The organism is Microbacterium limosum, from assembly GCF_036324365.1.
Taxonomy (GTDB): domain Bacteria; phylum Actinomycetota; class Actinomycetes; order Actinomycetales; family Microbacteriaceae; genus Microbacterium; species Microbacterium limosum.
Map to the genome: position 1 here is coordinate 543,399 of NZ_CP137080.1, position 17,645 is coordinate 561,043.

The following is a 17,645-nucleotide window of genomic DNA, read 5'->3' on the forward strand; positions in this document are numbered from 1 at the left end:
CGCCGCGTCAGCGGTAGTTGACGAACTGCAGGTCGACGTCGAGGTCGGCGGCCTTCAGCACGCGGATGACCTCTTGCAGGTCGTCGCGGCTCTTGGACTGCACGCGAAGCTCGTCACCCTGGATCTGCGACTTCACGGACTTGGGCGCCTCGTCGCGGATGATCTTGCCGATCTTCTTGGCGTTCTCCTGCGAGATGCCGTCCTTCAGCGTCGAGACGATGCGGAACTCCTTGCCGCTGGCGAACGGCTCGCCGGAGTCGAGGCTCTTCAGCGAGATGCCCCGCTTGATGAGCTTGGACTGGAAGACATCCAGAACCGCGTTCGCGCGCTCTTCGCTGCTCGCCTTGATCAGGACGGACTCGCCGCTCCACTCAATGGATGCCCCGGTGCCCTTGAAGTCGTAGCGCTGCTCGATCTCCTTGCGCGCCTGGTTCAGGGCGTTCTCGGCCTCCTGGTGGTCGACCTTGCTGACGATGTCGAAAGATGAATCGGCCATGCGCCAGAGTCTACCGGCGGATCGTTTGTGGAAACGCTTGCAGATGCACCCATCCACCCGTGCCGAGAGTTGGTGGAATCCATCAGCAATGTTACGGATTCGTTCCGAGTTCGGATCAGTGTTTGACGAATCAAGTGCGCAGAGTGACACTGTAAGCGCTTGCAACAAAGCCACGGCCGACGGCGACCGCGATGGTGCCGCGACCGACACCACTTCAGAGAGGCACACCGATGAGGGTGAACCACAGGGGAGCGCTGGCATTCGGCGCGATAGTCACAGGCGCAGCACTGGTGCTCGCAGGATGCTCGGGCGGCGGCGGGGACGCCGGCGAGGAGGAAACCGGCGGCTCGGACGGTGCGCTGACCGTCTGGGTCGACGCCGACCGGGCGCGGGCGCTCGAATCCGTCGCCGCCGACTTCGAGGAGGACCGAGGCATCGCGGTCGACCTCGTCGTCAAGGAGTACGAGGACATCCAGCAGGACTTCACGACCCAGGTGCCCGCGGGCGAGGGCCCCGACATCACGATCGGCGGCCACGACTGGACGGGCGCCTTCGTGCAGGACGGCGTCGTCGCGCCGGTCGAACTCGGCGACAAGGCCGCAGAGTTCGAAGACGTCGCCGTGCAGGCCGTGACCTACAACGGCAACACCTACGGGTTGCCGTACGCGATCGAGAACATCGCCATGCTGCGCAACGCCGATCTCGTCGCCGAACCCGCGACGAGCTTCGACGACATGATCGCGAAGGGGCAGGCCGCCGGCACGCAGTACCCGTTCGTCGTGGGGCTCAACCCCCAGAACTCCGACCCGTACCACCTCTACCCGTTCCAGACGTCGTTCGGGAACTCGGTGTTCGCGCAGAACGCCGACGGCTCCTACGACGCCGCGAACCTCACGATCGGCGACGAGGCGGGCCAGCAGTTCGCGGCATGGCTCGGGCAGCAGGGCGCCGCCGGCATCCTGAACCTGAACCTCGATTCCGACCTGGCGAAGGAGGCGTTCAACGCCGGGCAGTCGCCGTTCTACCTGACGGGCCCGTGGAACGTCGCCGATGCGCAGGCGGCGGGTGTCAACGTCGCGGTCGACCCGATCCCGTCGGCCGGTGGCCAGACGGCGTCGCCGTTCGCCGGCGTGCAGGTGTTCTTCGTCAGCGCTCAGTCGGAGAACGCACTCGCGGCGAACGAGTTCCTCGTCAACTACATCGCCACCCCTGAGGTGCAGACGGCGCTGTTCGAGGCGGGCGGCCGCGCCCCGGCCCTCACCGAGTCGTTCGAGGCGGCCCAGTCCGACCCGATCGTGGCGGGCTTCGCCACCGTCGGCGCCGAGGCCGTGCCGATGCCGAGCATTCCGCAGATGGCCGCGGTGTGGGACGACTGGGGCACCACCGAGGTCGCCATCATCCAGGGCGCCGACCCGGCGTCGAGCTGGACGACGATGGCCGGCAACATCGAGGGCAAGATCGGCTGATCGGTCGGGTGGGGGATGCCGCGACAGGCGTCCCCCACCCGCCGGTCCGCGCGACCCGGAGCCACGATGACGACTCCCACTCTCGAGCACACCCGCCCCCCGCTGCCGGCGCCCGACCGTGCCACCCTGCGCCGCCGCCGTCGCGCCGAAGCCTGGGCGGAGGCCGCCGCGGCCGGATGGAAGGTCTGGCTGGTCAAGATCGTTGCCCTCGGCATCATCGACGCGCTGGCGATCTACGCCGTCCTCGTCCTGATCACGCAGCAGCAGTGGTTGATCGCCGCGCTCGTCGTGGTCGGCGCGGTCGCGATCAACGCCGTGTACCTCGTCCCCGGCCTCCTGCCGGCGAAGTACCTCACGCCGGGACTGGTGTTCCTGCTGATCTTCCAGGTGTTCGTCGTGATCTACACGATCTACATCGCGTTCACCAACTACGGCTCCGGTCACATCTCCACGAAGGAGGACGCGGTCAGCTCGCTCCTCCAGCAGTCGCAGACGCGGGTGCCGGACTCGCCCGCGTACCCCGTCGACATCCTCGAGCAGGCGGGGCAGTTCTTCCTGCTCGTTCCCGACCCCGACACGGGCGAGCTCAGCGTCGGCGGCGCCGAGCTGCCGCTCGAGCCGCTCGACGACCCCGAGGGCTCTGGCTTCACGGTGCTGGACTTCCCGGCGATCATCGCGAACCAGGGCGAGATCGGCGCGCTCGCCGTTCCCCTCTCCGACGATCCGAACGACGGATACCTGCGCACGACCGACGGCTCCAATGCCTACGTCTTCACCTCCAGCCTGGAGTGGGACGAACGGGCCGACACGATGACCGACACCACCACCGGCGTCGTCTACCGCGACATCGGCACGGGAGCGTTCACCGCCGACGACGGCACCGAGATCCTGCCCGGGTGGCAGGTGTGGGTGGGCGGCGACAACTTCGTCCGCGCCTTCGCGACGGAATCGATCCGCGGTCCCTTCGTCGCCGTGCTCATCTGGACGTTCGTCTTCGCCGTGCTCTCGGTGGCCACAACCTTCGTCCTGGGACTCTTCCTCGCGATCGTGTTCAACGATCCGCGGATGAAGAGCAAGAAGTTCTACCGGACGATCCTGATCCTGCCCTACGCGTTCCCGGCGTTCCTGTCTGCGCTCGTCTGGGCCGGCATGTTCAACCAGGACTTCGGCTTCATCAACCAGGTGCTCCTGGGCGGTGCCCCTATACCCTGGCTGCTCGATCCGACGCTCGCGAAGGTGGCGATCCTCATCGTCAACCTGTGGCTGGGCTTCCCCTACATGTTCCTGGTGTGCACGGGTGCGCTGCAGTCCATCCCCGACGACATCCAGGAGGCGGGGCGTGTGGACGGGGCCGGTGTGTGGCAGATCTTCCGCCTCATCAAGTTCCCGCTGCTGCTCGTGTCGGTGGCGCCCCTGCTGATCGCGTCGTTCGCGTTCAACTTCAACAACTTCAACCTCGTCTACATGCTCACCGGCGGCGGGCCGAGGTTTGCGGATGCCGCGATCAACGTCGGCTCGACCGACATCCTCATCTCGATGGTCTACAAGGTGGCCTTCGTCGGAGCCAACCGCGACTACGGGCTCGCGAGCGCGTTCTCGATCATCATCTTCGTGCTCGTCGCGGTGATCTCGTACGTGAGCTTCCGCCAGACCAAGGTGCTCGAGGAGCTGAACTGACATGGCAATGAACTCGACCCCGCTCACCGGAGCGCCCGCCCCCGTCGTGGCGGAGGCGATCAAGGATGCCGGGGCGCGGCCCGCCACTCCCGCCCCGCAGCCGCGGCGGCCGTTCCCGCGCTACTTCCGCGAGACCGGCTGGCGCCATCTCATCGGCATCGTCATGCTGCTGTTCGCAGCGTTCCCGCTCGCGTACGTGCTCTCGGCATCCCTCAACCCCGGCGGCACGCTGCTGACGGCGAACGCGCTCTTCCAGAGCGTGGACATCGGCAGCTACATCCGGCTCTTCGAGGACCCGCGGCAGCCCTTCGGCGCCTGGTTCGTCAACACCCTCTTCATCGGGCTCACGACGGCGGCGGGCACCGTCATCCTGGGGGCTCTCGCCGCCTACGCGTTCTCACGGATGCGGTTCACGGGGCGTCGGTTCGGGCTGCTGACGCTGCTGCTGGTGCAGATGTTCCCGCAGCTGCTGGCGTTCGTGGCGATCTTCCTGCTCATGTCGGCGATCGCCGATATCTTCCCGGTGCTGGGGCTGAACTCGCAGCTGGGGCTGATCATGGTCTACCTCGGCGGCGCGCTCGGCGTGAACACGTACCTGATGTACGGGTTCTTCAACACCGTGCCCTCGTCCATCGACGAGGCGGCGAAGATCGACGGCGCCGGGCACGCGCGCATCTTCTTCACGATCATCCTGCGGCTGGTCGCGCCCATCCTCGCCGTCATCGGGCTGCTGTCGTTCATCGCCAGCACCAGCGATTTCATCCTCGCATCGGTGATCCTCGTCGACCCCGACAAGCAGACACTCGCCGTGGGCCTCTACCAGTTCGTCTCGCAGGAGACCGCGCGCAACTGGAGCGTCTTCGCTGCGGGGGCCGTACTCGCCGCGATCATCCCCGTCGCCCTGTTCCTCGCGCTGCAGCGCTACATCGTGGGCGGCCTGACGGCGGGGAGCGTGAAGTGAGCTTGCCTTCGTAGACTGGTCGGCGGCTACCCATCCCCGGAGGTGACATGCGGCCGCTGACCCGCGAAGACGTCCTCGCATCGTTCGTGAACGCGACACCGGAGGAACTGCGGCTGATAGAGCTGCCGCACGACTTCCTGCTGACCGACTGGGACCACCTGGACTTCTTCGCGTGGCGCGATCCGCACACGCGGGGTCTCGCCTACGTCATCACGGAGGAGGACGGTCGGGCCCGCGGCGTCATCATGCGTACCGCGTCGGGGACCTCTCGCGCGCGGTCGGCGATGTGCGACCTGTGCCACACGATGCAGCCGGCCGACCAGGTGAACCTGTTCACGGCCAAGAAGGCCGGTTCCGCGGGCTCGGCGGGCGACGCGGTGGGGTCGTACATCTGCGCCGACCTCTCCTGCCACGAGACCGTGAGGCTGGCGGCCCCGCTCGCCCCCTCCGAGATTCGCGCGAGCGTTGACCGTCGCATCGACGGCGTGAGACGACGCACGGAGCGGTTCGTCGAGCGCGTCCTTGCCGCGTGACCCGCGGCGCGACAGGATCGAGCTGGACAGAAAGGCTGCCATGAGCACCACACGCACGGTCGTCGTCGGCGACGCCCTGATCGACGAATTGCGCGACGACCGTGGGGTGCGGGAGTTCGTCGGCGGTGCCGCCTTGAACGTCGCGGTGGGTCTCTCGCGACTGGGAGTGCCGACCACGCTCATCGCGATGGTGGGCGACGACGAGGCGGGACAGCGCATCCGCGCGTACCTCCGCGACTTCGATGTGCAGCTGCTGGCGTCACCCTCGCCGCACGGGAGCTCGCGGGCGGTGAGCACGAGGGTCGGCGGGGCCGAGCCGCAGTACGTATTCAACGAGGCCGCGCAGGGCCGCCGCATCGTCTTCGGCGACGCCGAACGGGCCGCGATCGCCGACGCGCCGTTCACGGTCGTCAGCTGCTTCCCGTTCGACGACGAGCCCCAGGCCGCGGAGTTCGCCGATGCGCTCGCCGCTTCGCAGACGCGACTGGTGATCGACCCCAACCCCCGGACGGGGATGATGCGCGATCTCGCGGCGTTCGTCGCCGGGTACGAGGCGCTCGTGCCGCGAGCCGACCTCGTGAAGCTGGGGGACGATGACGCGGCGCTGCTCTACGCCTCCCCTCTCAGCGAGGCGGTCGATGCCACCCGGGCGCTCGGTGCGCCGGTCGTGCTCTGCACTCGCGGCGGCGCCGGAGCGGGCATCGTCGCCGAGGGTGTCGACATCGCCGTGCCCATCGCGTCGATGCCTGGGCGCATCGTCGACACGATGGGGGCGGGGGATGCGAGCCTGGCGGCGACGGTCGCCGCTCTCGTCGGCGAGAACGTCCCGAGCGATGCCGCGTCGTGGGAGATGGCGCTCGAGGGGGCGATGCGGATCGCGGCCGCGACCTGCCGCTTCGAGGGGGCGTTGCTGCGCACCCCCGACGAGCTCGCCGACGTCGACGTGGACAGACTCAGCACCTGATTTCTACCGTCGCGGGGAGACCGGGTAAGATCGTTTCTTGCGCCTCCGGTCGTCTGAGGAAGTCGGACGGGCGCGCACTGGCGAGTTACCCAAGCGGCCAAAGGGATCTGACTGTAAATCAGCCGGCGTAGCCTTCGGGGGTTCGAATCCCTCACTCGCCACCATGTGATGAGTCGCGACATAGGAGACATCTGAGTCGCGTCATAGGCGACATTTACGAGAGAGAGTCCGGCCATCGGCCGGGCTCTCTCTCGTTGTTTCGCCAGTAGGTCCGGGCGGGGTCGATGGTGTTGGTCGCGATGATTTCGCCGGTGTCGAGGTGGATGACGGTGACGGTGTGTTCGTCGGCGATGAGGATGCAGCGTTTCCCGCGGTGGTTGGCCGCCGATGCCGAGGTGGTGCATGCGGGCCGCGCGGCGGAAGCTGATTTTCCCGTTGCTGTCGACGTGGTCGTGTCGGATCCGGTAGTGGGTGCGGTCGCTGTGGCCGGCGGGGGTGGCTTTCGGGGTGGCGGCGTAGGCGAGGTCGGGTGTGGTTGCGTGGGCGCGGTGGGGTCGGGTGGTGTTGTAGTAGTCCCGGAACTGGTCGAGCTGGGTCTGGAGCTCCGTGATGGTTGCCGCGCGGGGTCGGGCGGTGAGCCAGCGTTTGAGGGTCTGGTGGAAGCGTTCGATCTTCCCTTGGGTTTGCGGGTGGTTCGGGGTGCCGTTCTTCTGTCGGATGTTCAGCGCGGCGAGGACGTATTCGAACTCGTTGCGTCCCCCTCCGTGGCGGGCGGTGTAGACGCGTCCGTTGTCGGTGAGGGTCGATGCGGGCGGTCCGAACTCGTCGACGCAGTGTAGGAAGGTGTCCACGACGGTTTTGCCGGTGACGGGGTGGTGGACGGTGCAGGAGAGCAGTTTGCGGGAGTGGTCGTCGAGCCAGTTCAGGATCTCGACGTCGGTGCCCTCGGCCAGGCGCCAGTGGGTGAAGTCGGATTGCCAGGTCTCGTTGGGCCTGTCTGCTTCGAACCGGATGTAGGAGGAGCGGGGGCGTTTGCGGGGTTCGGGGGCGATCAGCCCGGCAGTGTGCAGGATGCGGCGGATGGTGGAGGTCGACGGGGCCTGTAGCCCTTCCTGGGTCAGGTGCCAGGCGATCGTGACCGGGCCAGCGTCGGTTCCGGCCGCGGTCAGCGCGGCCCGCAGCTGCACGATCCGGTCACGGACCCGGTCGGTGACCGCCTGCGGGCTGGTCAACGGGGCACGGGATCGGGGCTTCAGCCCGTCCAGACCCTCGTCGCGGTAACGGGCGAGGAGCTTGTGTAAGTACTGCCGAGACATCCCGTACTCGGCCGCTGCTGCCGGTGACCGACAGCTCCCCGGCGACGATCTTCAACACCACGACCCGATGCTTCGACGACATGCACGAGTGTCGCCTATGACGCGACTCACGTGTCGCCGATCACCTGTCGCCTATGTCGTGAACCCAGACACCTCACTCGCCACCATTGTGAATGGCCCGGAACGACTGACCAAGCTCGGTCTCCGGGCCGTTCCGCTTTCCGGCGGGCGTGCCGGATCCCCGCATCTGCGAGACTCTCGAGCTCAACGGTTCCGGTGCGCTCGAATGCTCCTATACCGTCGAGCCCCGGACGATCAGGGTGCACTCGACGCGGTGTTCCCCCGGGGAGGCCTCGCCGGCGATGGCCTCCGTCAGGAGACGGGCGGCGACATCACCGACCTTCGTGAGATTCATATCGATACTCGTGATGGGGGGTCGGCTCGCGAGCGTCATGATGTCCCAGTTGTCGAATCCGACGACCGCCACGTCATCGGGCACCGAGACCCCCGCCGACGAGAGCTCGTCGATCAGCCCTCGAGCGATCTGATCGCTCGCACAGAACACGCCGTCGAATTCGTCGCCGCGTCGCAGTAGCATCCGCGCCGCCTGGCGTCCGGCTTCTTCCTCCCATGACACGAAGAGCGGGGCGGTGGTGAGGTCGAGCCCCGCAGCGGCAAGAGCTTCGCGGAACCCTCTCAGACGAAGGTGCGATGCGGTGTAGCTGGCGGGACCGCCCACATAGGCCAGTCTCGTTCGCCCGACTTCCAGGAGGTGGTCGCCGGCGAGGCGACCACCCTGCGCATCATCCGGGACCACGGAGATATCGTCCGGTCGTTCCGAGGGCGAGTAGGCGTAGACGACGGGAACGGAAACGAGGTCGCTGAGTGAGGGCCGTGGGTCGCTGCGCAACGACGTGACCAGGATGCCGTCGACGTTGCGAGCGGAGAGCGTGCGAATCCAATGGCGTTCGCGCACGGGATCCTCACGGGCATCGCAGAAAAGAATCGCCATCTGACCGGTGGCGAGCGAGTCCTCCGCGCCGAGCATGACGGGCACGCTGAATCGCCCGAGCTGGTCGGACGTTATGAGCCCCACGGTGTAGGAGCGGCCGGAGACGAGCCCGAGCGCGGCGACGTTGGGCTCGTAGCCCAGCTTCTCCGCGGCGGCAAGCACGCGTTCGCGTGTATCTCGGCGGAGGGCGCCGCGTCCGGTCAAGGCTTTGGAGGCGGTGCCGGTCGAGACGCCAGCAACGCGCGCGACATCGGCGAGCTTCGGCCGGGGAGCGTTCGTCATGTGTCCTCCTGGTTGACACTGACCATAGCACTTTCGGAAAGTTTCCTAGCTCGGCCCTGATTTTCCGGTTGAGGTTGCGCTCTCGGAGACTCGGACATGCCAGAAAAATAGAGAGAAATTGTCCATTGCGCAGGGGTAGGCGTATGGGTAGCATCGAGACAGTTTCCGAATGAGAAACCGTTTGCCTAACTTGAAGGATGTCGATGCACGTCATGAATCTCGCGAAGGGTGACCTCACGGTTGCTCTTGTCGGACTACGGTTCGGCGCAGAGTTCGCTCCGATCTATCAGGCTCATCCCGACGTACGCGAAGTCGTGCTTTGCGATTCGGATCCGGAGCAGCTGGAGACCGTCGGCGCTCGGTTCGGAATCAGCCGCCGGATGTCATCGCTGGAGGAGGTCCTCGCTGCGCCCGACATTGACGCGGTGCACCTCGTCACGCCGTTGACGTTGCACGGGAGCCAGTCCATCCAAGTGATGGAGTCGGGCAAGCACTGCGCAGTGACGATTCCGGCCGCACTCTCCATGGAGGAACTCGACAGCCTGGTCGACGTCGAAAAGCGGACCGGGATGCGGTACATGATGATGGAGACCGCCGTCTACACTCGCGAGTTCTTGTTCGTCCGCGAGATGTTCGAACGCGGTGAATTCGGCGCGCTTTCATTCGCCCGCGGCGCGCATCTTCAGGACATGGAAGGTTGGCCGGCTTACTGGCGGGGCTTCCCGCCCATCGCGCACATCACGCATGCACTTGCCCCGGTCCTCGCGCTTACCGGTACGGGAGCCGACCGGGTCCACTGTTTCGGGTCCGGGCGGCTGAGCGACGAAATGGCAAGCGCGTACGGGAACCCCTTCCCCGTGGAGACCGCCATCTTCCGTCTCGACGACGTCGACATATCGGTAGAGGTGACGCGGTCGATGTTCAGGACCGCCCGCCCGTACACCGAGAGTTTCGCCATCTACGGCGACAGGTTGGGCTTCGAATGGCCGCAGCTGGAGGACGAGCAGCCGTTGCTGTTCGAGATGGGTGCCCTCTCGACCGAACGAGGGAGGCCGATCGACGTGAAGCGTCTCGATGTCCCCGACCGCGCCGACCTGCTTCCGGAAGAGATCCGCCCGTTCACGCGGGAATCCGTGTATCAGGGAGGCGACCACTTGTCGTTCGTCCAGGGTGGCGGTCACGGCGGCTCCCATCCTCACCTCGTGCACGAATTCGTGCGTGCAGTGGTGGAAGATCGCCAGTCTGCCATCGACGCGGCCACGGCGGCCAATTGGACAGCGGCCGGCCTGGCGGCTCATGAGTCGGCGATGCAGCAAGGCGCCGAAGTGACGATCCCACGGTTCGATCATCAACTGGTCGCTTGACGCTCCACCCCACAACCCACAAGAAGGACGTGCAATGAAGCTCGAAACTACTCACCAATCGTGGCGTGCCGCCGCGGCCCTCGGCATCGCCATCGGGGTCACGCTCTCGCTCGGGGCATGCTCCTCAGGTTCTGGGGCATCCACTGACGGGGAGAAGCTGATCCTCTGGGACTACCAACAGGAGCCTGGCGCGGAGTACCTGAAACGACTGACTGATTACACCGCCGAGACCGGAATCGAAGTCGAGCGGGTAGCGATCAAGTACGAGGACTTCCTCGGAAAGATACTTCAGGCAGCGGCCGCGAACTCCCTTCCCGACGTCATCATGATCGACAATCCGTGGAACTCTGCCATGGCCGCCGAGGGTGTTCTCCTGGACCTGACGGATCGCGTGGAGGAGTGGGGGCAGTGGGACCAGTACTTCGACGGCCCCGCTGAGTCCGCGACCTGGGACGGGAAGATCTACGGGGTTCCCAACGAGAGCAACGATCTGATCATGTACTACGACAAGACGGTCTTCGACGAGGCAGGCCTCGCGGCTCCGACCACGTGGGAGGAGCTGAAAAGCGCCGCCGAGCAGCTGACCACAGCCGACCGGTACGGCTTCTCGACGTCGATGATCAAGAGCGAGAACTCCGTCTTCGTCTTCGAGTCCTTGCTCTGGCAAGCCGGTGCCGACCTGGACTCGCTGGACTCTCCGGAGGCCCTCGAAGCAATGGAGTTCCTGAAGTCCCTCCAGGACAGCGGCGCGATGTCCAAAGAGGTGCTCAGCTGGGATCTCCGAGGCGGAGTGACCGAGTTGGTGAACGGCCGGTCAGCGATCGCATTCGGCGGCACCTGGGACGGCGGCTGGATCGAAGAGAACATGGACAATGAGCTCGGCATCGCCCTCCTGCCCGCCGGTCCTGCGGGACAGGCTTCCAATCTCGGCGGCGAGAACTGGGCCATCACGGCAACGTCCAAGCATGCCGATGCGGCATGGGACCTGGTGACCTTCGCCGTGGATCCCGAGCAATCGCTGCCGTACCTGGTGGAATCGGGACAGCTGCCGTCGCGTCAGGACATCGCTGAGGAGCAGGCGTTCACGCAGGAGCCCTTCGCGACCTACATCGAGCAGCTCGCCGTGGCTCGCGCGCGTGTGTACGGCCCCGAGTATCCCCGAATGGCAGACGCCCTCACGACGGCATTCCAGTCTGTCTTGAGCGGCCAGGAGGGGCCTGAAGCGGCCCTGCAGGAGGCCGCCACCACCATTCAACCTCTGCTCGCAGAGTAGGCAGTGGGCGCCCGCTGCGACCGGCGGGCGCCCACTTTCGTTCGAGTCGAAGAGGAGATTGAACGAGTGTCAAGAATCACAACAGGTGCGAGCGTGCCCGAGGCCGAAGCGGTTCCCGCAGAGGCGACGGTTCCCCGCACCCCGCTCCCCGAGCGGCGCGCCGCGCATTTGCCCTCGGGCTCCACGGGCGCCCGCATCGGTAGCGCCAGGACGCGGGGATATCTTCTCCTCGCGGCTCCCGCGATCCTGTTCCTCATCGTGTTCGCGGCCTACCCGATCGTCATCACGATCGTCAACAGCTTCCGAGACGTGACCGTGGTGGGGCTCGTCACCGGCATCATGCCCTTCGTCGGCTTCGACAACTACGTCGAGGTGCTGACCGATCCGCAGTTCGCTCATTCCACGTGGCTGACGGTGGTCTTCACCGTATTCAGCGTGGCCTGCCAGTTCCTACTCGGACTCGGCATGGCGCTACTTCTCAATGGGCGCTTTCGGGGTAGGCGCGCACTCGCAGGGCTGCTCATGGTGCCGTGGGTGCTGCCCATCGTCGTCATCGCTGCGACATTCAAGTGGATGTTCCAAAGCGGCAACGGGCTGGTCAATACCGTGCTGCGCGCGATCAACCCGGATCTCGCCGTGGGATGGCTGGAGCAGGCCACCCCCGCGATGATCGCCATCATCATCGCGAACATCTGGTTCGGATTTCCCTTCGCGATGACCAACCTGCTGGCCGCGCTCCAGACGATTCCGACCGCAGTGACGGAGGCGGCGACCGTCGATGGAGCGAACGGTTTTCAACGCCTGACGAAAGTCACGCTTCCCATGATCCGAGGACCGATCGCGATCCTCCTCACCCTTCAGCTGATCTACACCTTCAACGTCTTCGAGTTGATTCTCGTGATGACGGGCGGTGGGCCGGCAGGCGGAACTTCCGTCGTGACCTATTACGCCTACCAACTCGGATTCGAGTTCTTCGACCTCGGCCCGGCAAGTTCCGTCACCGTTCTGATGCTGATCTTCCTGAGTCTCATCTCCGCGCTCTACATCCGCCTTTCGACTCGATCGGAGTCCCGACGGTGACCGCTCTGCAATCTCCGATGCTCTCGTCCCGTGGGCGGCCCCGTCGGGCCTGGCTCGGCGTCGCGGGCGCGTACACGGCGTCCGCCATCCTCGTCATCCCGATCTACTGGTTGCTGGTCACCTCCATCCGCCAGCCGGCCGAGTTGCAGTCGGCGACGACGCTGTGGCCGACCGAGCCGAACTTCGAGGGGTACGCCAGCGTCTTGGGCGATGCCGCCTTCGGGCAGAATCTCATCAACAGCCTCATCTACGGTGCGGGCGCGGCGGCGATGGCGATCCTCCTGGGTGCCGGCCTCGCGTATGCGCTCGCGCGGTCCGAGGCTCGGTGGACTCGCTGGGTGCTGTTCGGCATGCTCGTGCTGCAGACGTTCCCGGGAATCATGCTGGCGATACCGCTCTTCGTCATGTTCTCGCAGCTGCAGCTCATCGATTCCAGATGGGCCGTGGTCATCGCTCTTGCGACGAAGACCGTCCCGTTCACGGCATTGATGCTGAGACCGTATTTCCAAGCCATCCCGGTCGAGGTCGAGCACGCGGCCTGGCTCGATGGGGCGACAAGGCTCCAGACTCTGGTTCGAGTCGTGCTCCCTCTGACTCTGCCCGGACTGGTGACGGTCTCCGCGTTCAACTTCGTCGCCGGCTGGGGCGATCTGCTCTTCTCGATCACGCTCCTCACCGACCCGGCTCTGCAACCGATCAGCGTTGGTCTCTACCGATACATCGGCCAGTACGCGGTCGACTGGAATCAGCTCATGGCTGCCTCGGTGATCGCATCCATTCCGGCAGTTGCCGTCTTCTTCTTCGCGCAACGCTTCCTCGTTTCGGGGACGACGGCAGGGGCGACGAACGAGTAGTCCCGGTCAGTGCACGCGCGTACGTGGGCGCGTCGTCGCGATCACCGTTGGAGCCGCGAGCACGGGCCCTTGCCGATCAGCGCGACTCGTCCCGCCACGAGTGACGCGGCTCGTACCCGAGTAGGCGCCGCGCCTTCGTGATGGAGAGCATCGTGTCGTGTGCGCCGAGGTCGCCGTGCACGGGGACGTCGGGGAACACCTCGGCGACGAGCTCGGCGTTCGGCCGCGTCGTGACGGTGTCGGCCGCCGCGATGATGAAGCGGTCGAAGCCGGCCGGCGCGGCATCCAGGGCCCGCTCGATGGCCTGCGCGCCGTCGCGGGCGTCGATGTATCCCCAGAGGTTCCACTTGCGGTCGCGTGCGTCGTCGTCGTAGGGGAACGCGGCGTAGTCCTCGGGCACCATCACGTTGGAGAAGCGCAGCGCCGTGATCGAGAGGTCGGGGTGCCAGCGCACGAGCTCGGTCGCGAGCTGCTCCTCGAGGTGCTTGACGAGCGAATACACCGACTCGGGCCGCGCGGCGTACTCCTCGTCGACGGGGATGTAGGGCGGCGGCACGTCGAAGGGCAGGCCCAGCACGGTCTCGCTGGAGGCGTACACGATGCGCCGGATGCCGAGGCGTATCGCGGCCCAGAAGACGTTGAACGTCGCGGCGATGTTGTTGTGGAAGGTCGCGACGTCGGAGCGGATGCCCGGCGCGGGCACGGCGGCGAGGTGCACGAGCGCGTCGACGCCGTCGTGGGTGTCGTTCACTCCCGCGAGGGCGTCGATCACCTGGCCGTAGTCGGTCAGGTCCACCTGCACGAACCCCGGTTCGCGGACGCCGACGACGTCGAGTCCGATGACATCATGACCGGCGGCGCGCAGTTCGCGGAGGACGACCGAGCCGAGCTTGCCGGACGAGCCGGTGAGTGCGATGCGCATGCCCCCAGGCTCGCACACGCACGTCGTGCCCGAGGCCGTGGCTACGCTGAAGCCCGAACCGGAGGAGAAATCGGATGCCGCAGCCGCCTGTCGCCCGCGCCGTCGGCGTGCGCGATGTCGCCGTTCGTGCCGGGGTGTCGACTCAGACCGTCTCGCGGGTACTCAACGCACACCCCCACATCCGGCCCGAGACGCGCCAGCGGGTGCTCGACGCCATCGAGGCGCTCGGCTACCGCGTCAACAACGCGGCCCGAGCGCTCGGCACGAGCGTGACGCGCACGATCGGCATCATCGCCTCCGACGCGAGCCTGTACGGTCCGTCGGTCGGCATCGCGGCGCTCGAGAGGGCCGCGCGCGCAGCGGGCCGGTGGGTGACGACGGCCTACGCCGATGCGGCTGATGAGGACTCGGTGCTGGCGGCGGCCGCCCACCTGCGCGAGCAGGGGGTGGACGCGATCGCCGTCGTGGCCGCGCACACCGGATCGTTCGCCGCGCTCGTGCGGCACGGCGGGGTCGCGATCGTCGCCCTGCACGGTGACGCGACGGCGCACCGGCAGGGCGCGGCCCTGGCCGTGGCGCACCTCGCCGAGCTCGGCCACGAGCGCATCGCCCTGCTGGCCGGCCCCGACGACTGGACGGAGGCGGTCGCCCGCGAGAGAGGATTCGACGACGGGCTGGCAGCGCGAGGGCTCGTGCGTGCCGGCCGGTGGCGGGGGGACTGGACGGCCTCCGCGGGCGCGGCCGCCGCGGATGAGATCGCGGGGCTGCTCGGCGCCCCGGGCGCCCCGACGGCCGTCTTCGCCTCGAACGACCAGATGGCGCTGGGGCTCGTCGCGGGCCTGCGGCGCGCGGGTGTCGACGTTCCACGCCAACTGAGCGTCGTCGGCTTCGACGACAACCCCGACGCCGCCTTCTACACCCCCGCGCTCACGACGGTGCGACTGGACGTCGAGGCTGAGGCGCGGCGCTGCATCGCGGCGCTGCTCGGTTCGGCGGATGCCGGGGCGTCCGCCCCCGCTGCGCCCGTCCTCGTCGTGCGGGAATCCGTCGGCCCACCCGACGCGTGACAGAAGACACCTGTTACCGGTAACATTCCGGGCATGAGCACTGCCGCCCAGACGACGCCGTCCGCCCCCGATCTCGAGGAGGCGATCCGCGCTACCCGCGCCGAGGTTGCCCGGTTGCATGGGGAGTTGGTGCGGTATGGCCTGGTGGTGTGGACGGGTGGGAATGTGTCGGGTCGTGTGCCGGGTGCTGATCTGTTCGTGATCAAGCCCAGTGGTGTGTCCTATGACGATCTCGCTCCCGAGAACATGATCCTGTGTGACCTCGACGGGAACGTCATTCCGGGGACTCCGGGCAGTGACCGGTCACCGTCGAGTGACACGGCGGCGCATGCGTATGTGTATCGGAACATGCCGGATGTCGGGGGTGTGGTGCACACGCACTCCACCTACGCGGTGGCGTGGGCGGCGCGGGGTGAGGAGATCCCGTGTGTGATCACGGGGATGGCGGATGAGTTCGGGGGTCCGATTCCGGTGGGTCCGTTCGCGGTGATCGGGGATGACTCGATCGGGCGGGGGATCGTGGAGACCCTGACGGGTCACCGGTCGCGTGCGGTGTTGATGCAGAACCACGGCCCGTTCACGATCGGGGTGTCGGCGAAGGATGCGGTCAAGGCCGCGGTGATGTGCGAGGACGCGGCGCGGACGGTGCATATCGCGGCGCAGGCGGGCCCGTTGATCCCGATCCCGCAGGAGAAGATCGACGCGCTCTACAACCGGTACCAGAACGTCTACGGTCAAGCCACCGACGACCGCCGCGACGAGAGCGAGGACGCCCGATGAGCGCCGACGCGATCCGCGCCGGTCGCACGGCGCTCGGCATCGAGTTCGGCTCGACCCGCATCAAGGCCTGCCTCGTCGACGCCGCCGACCCCGGCACCGTGCTCGCGGTCGGTTCGCACGAGTGGGAGAACCGGTTCGAGGACGACACCTGGACCTACGCGCTCGAGGACGTCTGGTCGGGCGTGCAGGATGCCGTCGCCGGCCTCCTCTCCGACGCCGAGCGTCGCCACGGCGAGCGCCCGGCCACCTTCGGGGCGATCGGCGTCTCGGCCATGATGCACGGCTACCTCGCGTTCGGCGCCGACGACGACCTCCTCGTGCCGTTCCGCACGTGGCGCAACACGTCCACGGGGCCGGCCGCCGCCGAGCTGACGGATCTGTTCGGTGTGAACATCCCGCTGCGGTGGTCGATCGCGCACCTGCACCAGGCGGTGCTCGGCGCGGAGGCGCACGTGCCCGGCATCCGCTTCGTCACGACCCTCGCCGGCTACGTGCACTGGCGCCTCACCGGGCGCCGTGTGCTCGGGGTGGGGGATGCCTCGGGCATGTTCCCGATCGATCCCGCGACCGGCGGCTACGACGCCGCCATGGTCGCGGCCTACGACGCGCACGTCGGCGATGCGCTGCCCGGCGACCTGCTGTCGCTGCTGCCCGAGGTGCTCCCCGCCGGTGCGCCGGCCGGTGCGCTGACCGCCGAGGGTGCCACGCTTCTCGACCCGACCGGCGGGCTCGCCCCCGGCATTCCGTTCTGTCCGCCCGAGGGCGACGCCGGCACCGGAATGGTGGCCACGAACGCCGTCTCGCCGCGCACCGGTAACGTCAGCGCCGGCACGAGCATCTTCGCGATGGTCGTGCTCGAGCGGCCCCTGGCCCGCGTGCACCACGAACTCGACATCGTGACCACGCCCGCCGGCGACCCGGTGGCGATGGTGCACTGCAACAACGGCGCGAGCGAGCTCGCCGCATGGGTGGGCGTCTTCGGGCGGTTCGCCGCGGCGGCGGGCACGCCCCTCGAGGCCGACGCCGTGTACGAGGTGCTCTTCAGCGAAGCACTCGACGCCGAGGCGGATGCCGGCGGCATCCTCGCGTACAACCACCTGGCGGGGGAGCCCATCGCGGGGCTCGACGCGGGGCGTCCGCTCGTCGTCCGCACCCCCGATTCGCGCCTGACGCTCGGCAACGTCTTCCGCGCCCAGCTCTACGGCGTCTTCGGAACCCTGAGCCTCGGGATGCGGGTGCTCCGGGGCGAGGGCGTCCAGATCGAGACGATGTACGCGCACGGCGGCATGTTCCGCACCGCCGGCGTCGCGCAGCGCTTCCTCGCGGCCGCGATCGACGCCCCCGTGGCGGTCGCCGCGACGGCGTCCGAGGGCGGGGCGTGGGGCATCGCCGTGCTCGCGGCCTACCTGGACGCGGCCGCGGAGCTGTCCCTGGACGCCTATCTCGCGCAGCGCGTGTTCGCGGACGAGGAGTTCGCCACCGCGCCCCCCGACGCCGCGGATGCCGCGGGCTACGCCTCCTACCTCACCCGCTACGAGGCGGGGCTCGCGATCGAGCGCGCCGCCGTCGCCGCCCTCTGAACCGACCGAAGGAAGAAC

Annotated in this window: 15 protein-coding genes, 1 tRNA gene and 1 pseudogene; 13 read left to right on the top strand and 4 right to left on the bottom strand. The window is 67.4% G+C overall.

Going from position 1 to position 17,645, the window contains the following annotated elements; translation table 11 throughout:
• Window positions 1-7 precede the first annotated feature (7 nt).
• Window positions 8-496 (bottom strand): YajQ family cyclic di-GMP-binding protein, encoded by a 489-nt coding sequence (locus tag RYJ27_RS02655; protein WP_330171221.1) that lies wholly within the window; start codon window positions 494-496, stop codon window positions 8-10.
• A gap of 230 nt (window positions 497-726) precedes the next feature.
• Between RYJ27_RS02655 and RYJ27_RS02660 the strand changes: the two genes are divergently transcribed.
• The 6 genes from RYJ27_RS02660 (at window position 727) to RYJ27_RS02685 (ending at window position 6,261) form a co-directional block, all read left to right on the top strand.
• A complete protein-coding gene (locus tag RYJ27_RS02660) occupies window positions 727-1,962 on the top strand; it encodes a sugar ABC transporter substrate-binding protein (protein ID WP_330171222.1) in 1,236 nt (411 codons plus the stop codon).
• 66 nt (window positions 1,963-2,028) lie between these two features.
• Entirely contained in the window at window positions 2,029-3,639 is a 1,611-nt protein-coding gene (locus RYJ27_RS02665; RefSeq protein ID WP_330171223.1) for an ABC transporter permease subunit, read from the top strand.
• Window positions 3,640-3,646: 7 nt separating this feature from the next.
• Window positions 3,647-4,600 (top strand): sugar ABC transporter permease, encoded by a 954-nt coding sequence (locus RYJ27_RS02670; protein WP_422732879.1) that lies wholly within the window; start codon window positions 3,647-3,649, stop codon window positions 4,598-4,600.
• Window positions 4,601-4,647: 47 nt separating this feature from the next.
• Window positions 4,648-5,133, top strand: a complete 486-nt coding sequence (locus tag RYJ27_RS02675) for an FBP domain-containing protein (protein ID WP_330171225.1) — start codon at window positions 4,648-4,650, stop codon at window positions 5,131-5,133.
• A 40-nt stretch (window positions 5,134-5,173) separates the two neighbouring features.
• Entirely contained in the window at window positions 5,174-6,097 is a 924-nt protein-coding gene (locus RYJ27_RS02680) for a PfkB family carbohydrate kinase (protein ID WP_330171226.1), read from the top strand.
• 79 nt (window positions 6,098-6,176) lie between these two features.
• A tRNA-Tyr gene (locus tag RYJ27_RS02685) sits at window positions 6,177-6,261 on the top strand.
• A 50-nt stretch (window positions 6,262-6,311) separates the two neighbouring features.
• On the opposite strand, the pseudogene RYJ27_RS02690 reads toward RYJ27_RS02685, so the two are convergent.
• Window positions 6,312-7,495 (bottom strand): annotated as a pseudogene (locus tag RYJ27_RS02690) (IS481 family transposase).
• A 210-nt stretch (window positions 7,496-7,705) separates the two neighbouring features.
• The gene (locus RYJ27_RS02695) at window positions 7,706-8,707 is read right to left on the bottom strand and encodes a LacI family DNA-binding transcriptional regulator (RefSeq protein ID WP_330171227.1); all 1,002 of its coding nucleotides are present in this window, start codon (window positions 8,705-8,707) and stop codon (window positions 7,706-7,708) included.
• A gap of 212 nt (window positions 8,708-8,919) precedes the next feature.
• Between RYJ27_RS02695 and RYJ27_RS02700 the strand changes: the two genes are divergently transcribed.
• The 4 genes from RYJ27_RS02700 (at window position 8,920) to RYJ27_RS02715 (ending at window position 13,278) form a co-directional block, all read left to right on the top strand.
• Window positions 8,920-10,071: a Gfo/Idh/MocA family protein gene (locus RYJ27_RS02700; RefSeq protein ID WP_330171228.1), complete on the top strand. Its 1,152-nt coding sequence runs from the start codon at window positions 8,920-8,922 to the stop codon at window positions 10,069-10,071.
• Window positions 10,072-10,105: 34 nt separating this feature from the next.
• On the top strand, window positions 10,106-11,344 hold the full coding sequence (locus RYJ27_RS02705) for a sugar ABC transporter substrate-binding protein (protein ID WP_330171229.1): 1,239 nt from the start codon (window positions 10,106-10,108) through the stop codon (window positions 11,342-11,344).
• 66 nt (window positions 11,345-11,410) lie between these two features.
• On the top strand, window positions 11,411-12,424 hold the full coding sequence (locus RYJ27_RS02710; RefSeq protein ID WP_330171230.1) for a carbohydrate ABC transporter permease: 1,014 nt from the start codon (window positions 11,411-11,413) through the stop codon (window positions 12,422-12,424).
• A 17-nt stretch (window positions 12,425-12,441) separates the two neighbouring features.
• Window positions 12,442-13,278, top strand: a complete 837-nt coding sequence (locus RYJ27_RS02715; protein WP_330171231.1) for a carbohydrate ABC transporter permease — start codon at window positions 12,442-12,444, stop codon at window positions 13,276-13,278.
• A 76-nt stretch (window positions 13,279-13,354) separates the two neighbouring features.
• Here RYJ27_RS02715 and RYJ27_RS02720 read toward each other — a convergent pair whose 3' ends face one another.
• On the bottom strand, window positions 13,355-14,200 hold the full coding sequence (locus tag RYJ27_RS02720; protein ID WP_330171232.1) for an NAD-dependent epimerase/dehydratase family protein: 846 nt from the start codon (window positions 14,198-14,200) through the stop codon (window positions 13,355-13,357).
• A 74-nt stretch (window positions 14,201-14,274) separates the two neighbouring features.
• Between RYJ27_RS02720 and RYJ27_RS02725 the strand changes: the two genes are divergently transcribed.
• The 3 genes from RYJ27_RS02725 to RYJ27_RS02735 are packed head-to-tail and all read left to right on the top strand — an operon-like array spanning window position 14,275 to window position 17,627.
• A complete protein-coding gene (locus RYJ27_RS02725; RefSeq protein WP_330171233.1) occupies window positions 14,275-15,267 on the top strand; it encodes a LacI family DNA-binding transcriptional regulator in 993 nt (330 codons plus the stop codon).
• 33 nt (window positions 15,268-15,300) lie between these two features.
• Window positions 15,301-16,047: an L-ribulose-5-phosphate 4-epimerase gene (locus tag RYJ27_RS02730; protein WP_330171234.1), complete on the top strand. Its 747-nt coding sequence runs from the start codon at window positions 15,301-15,303 to the stop codon at window positions 16,045-16,047.
• The gene (locus RYJ27_RS02735; RefSeq protein WP_330171235.1) at window positions 16,044-17,627 is read left to right on the top strand and encodes a xylulokinase; all 1,584 of its coding nucleotides are present in this window, start codon (window positions 16,044-16,046) and stop codon (window positions 17,625-17,627) included. Before RYJ27_RS02730 ends, RYJ27_RS02735 begins: the two co-directional genes overlap by 4 nt.
• The last annotated feature ends 18 nt before the right edge of the window (window positions 17,628-17,645 follow it).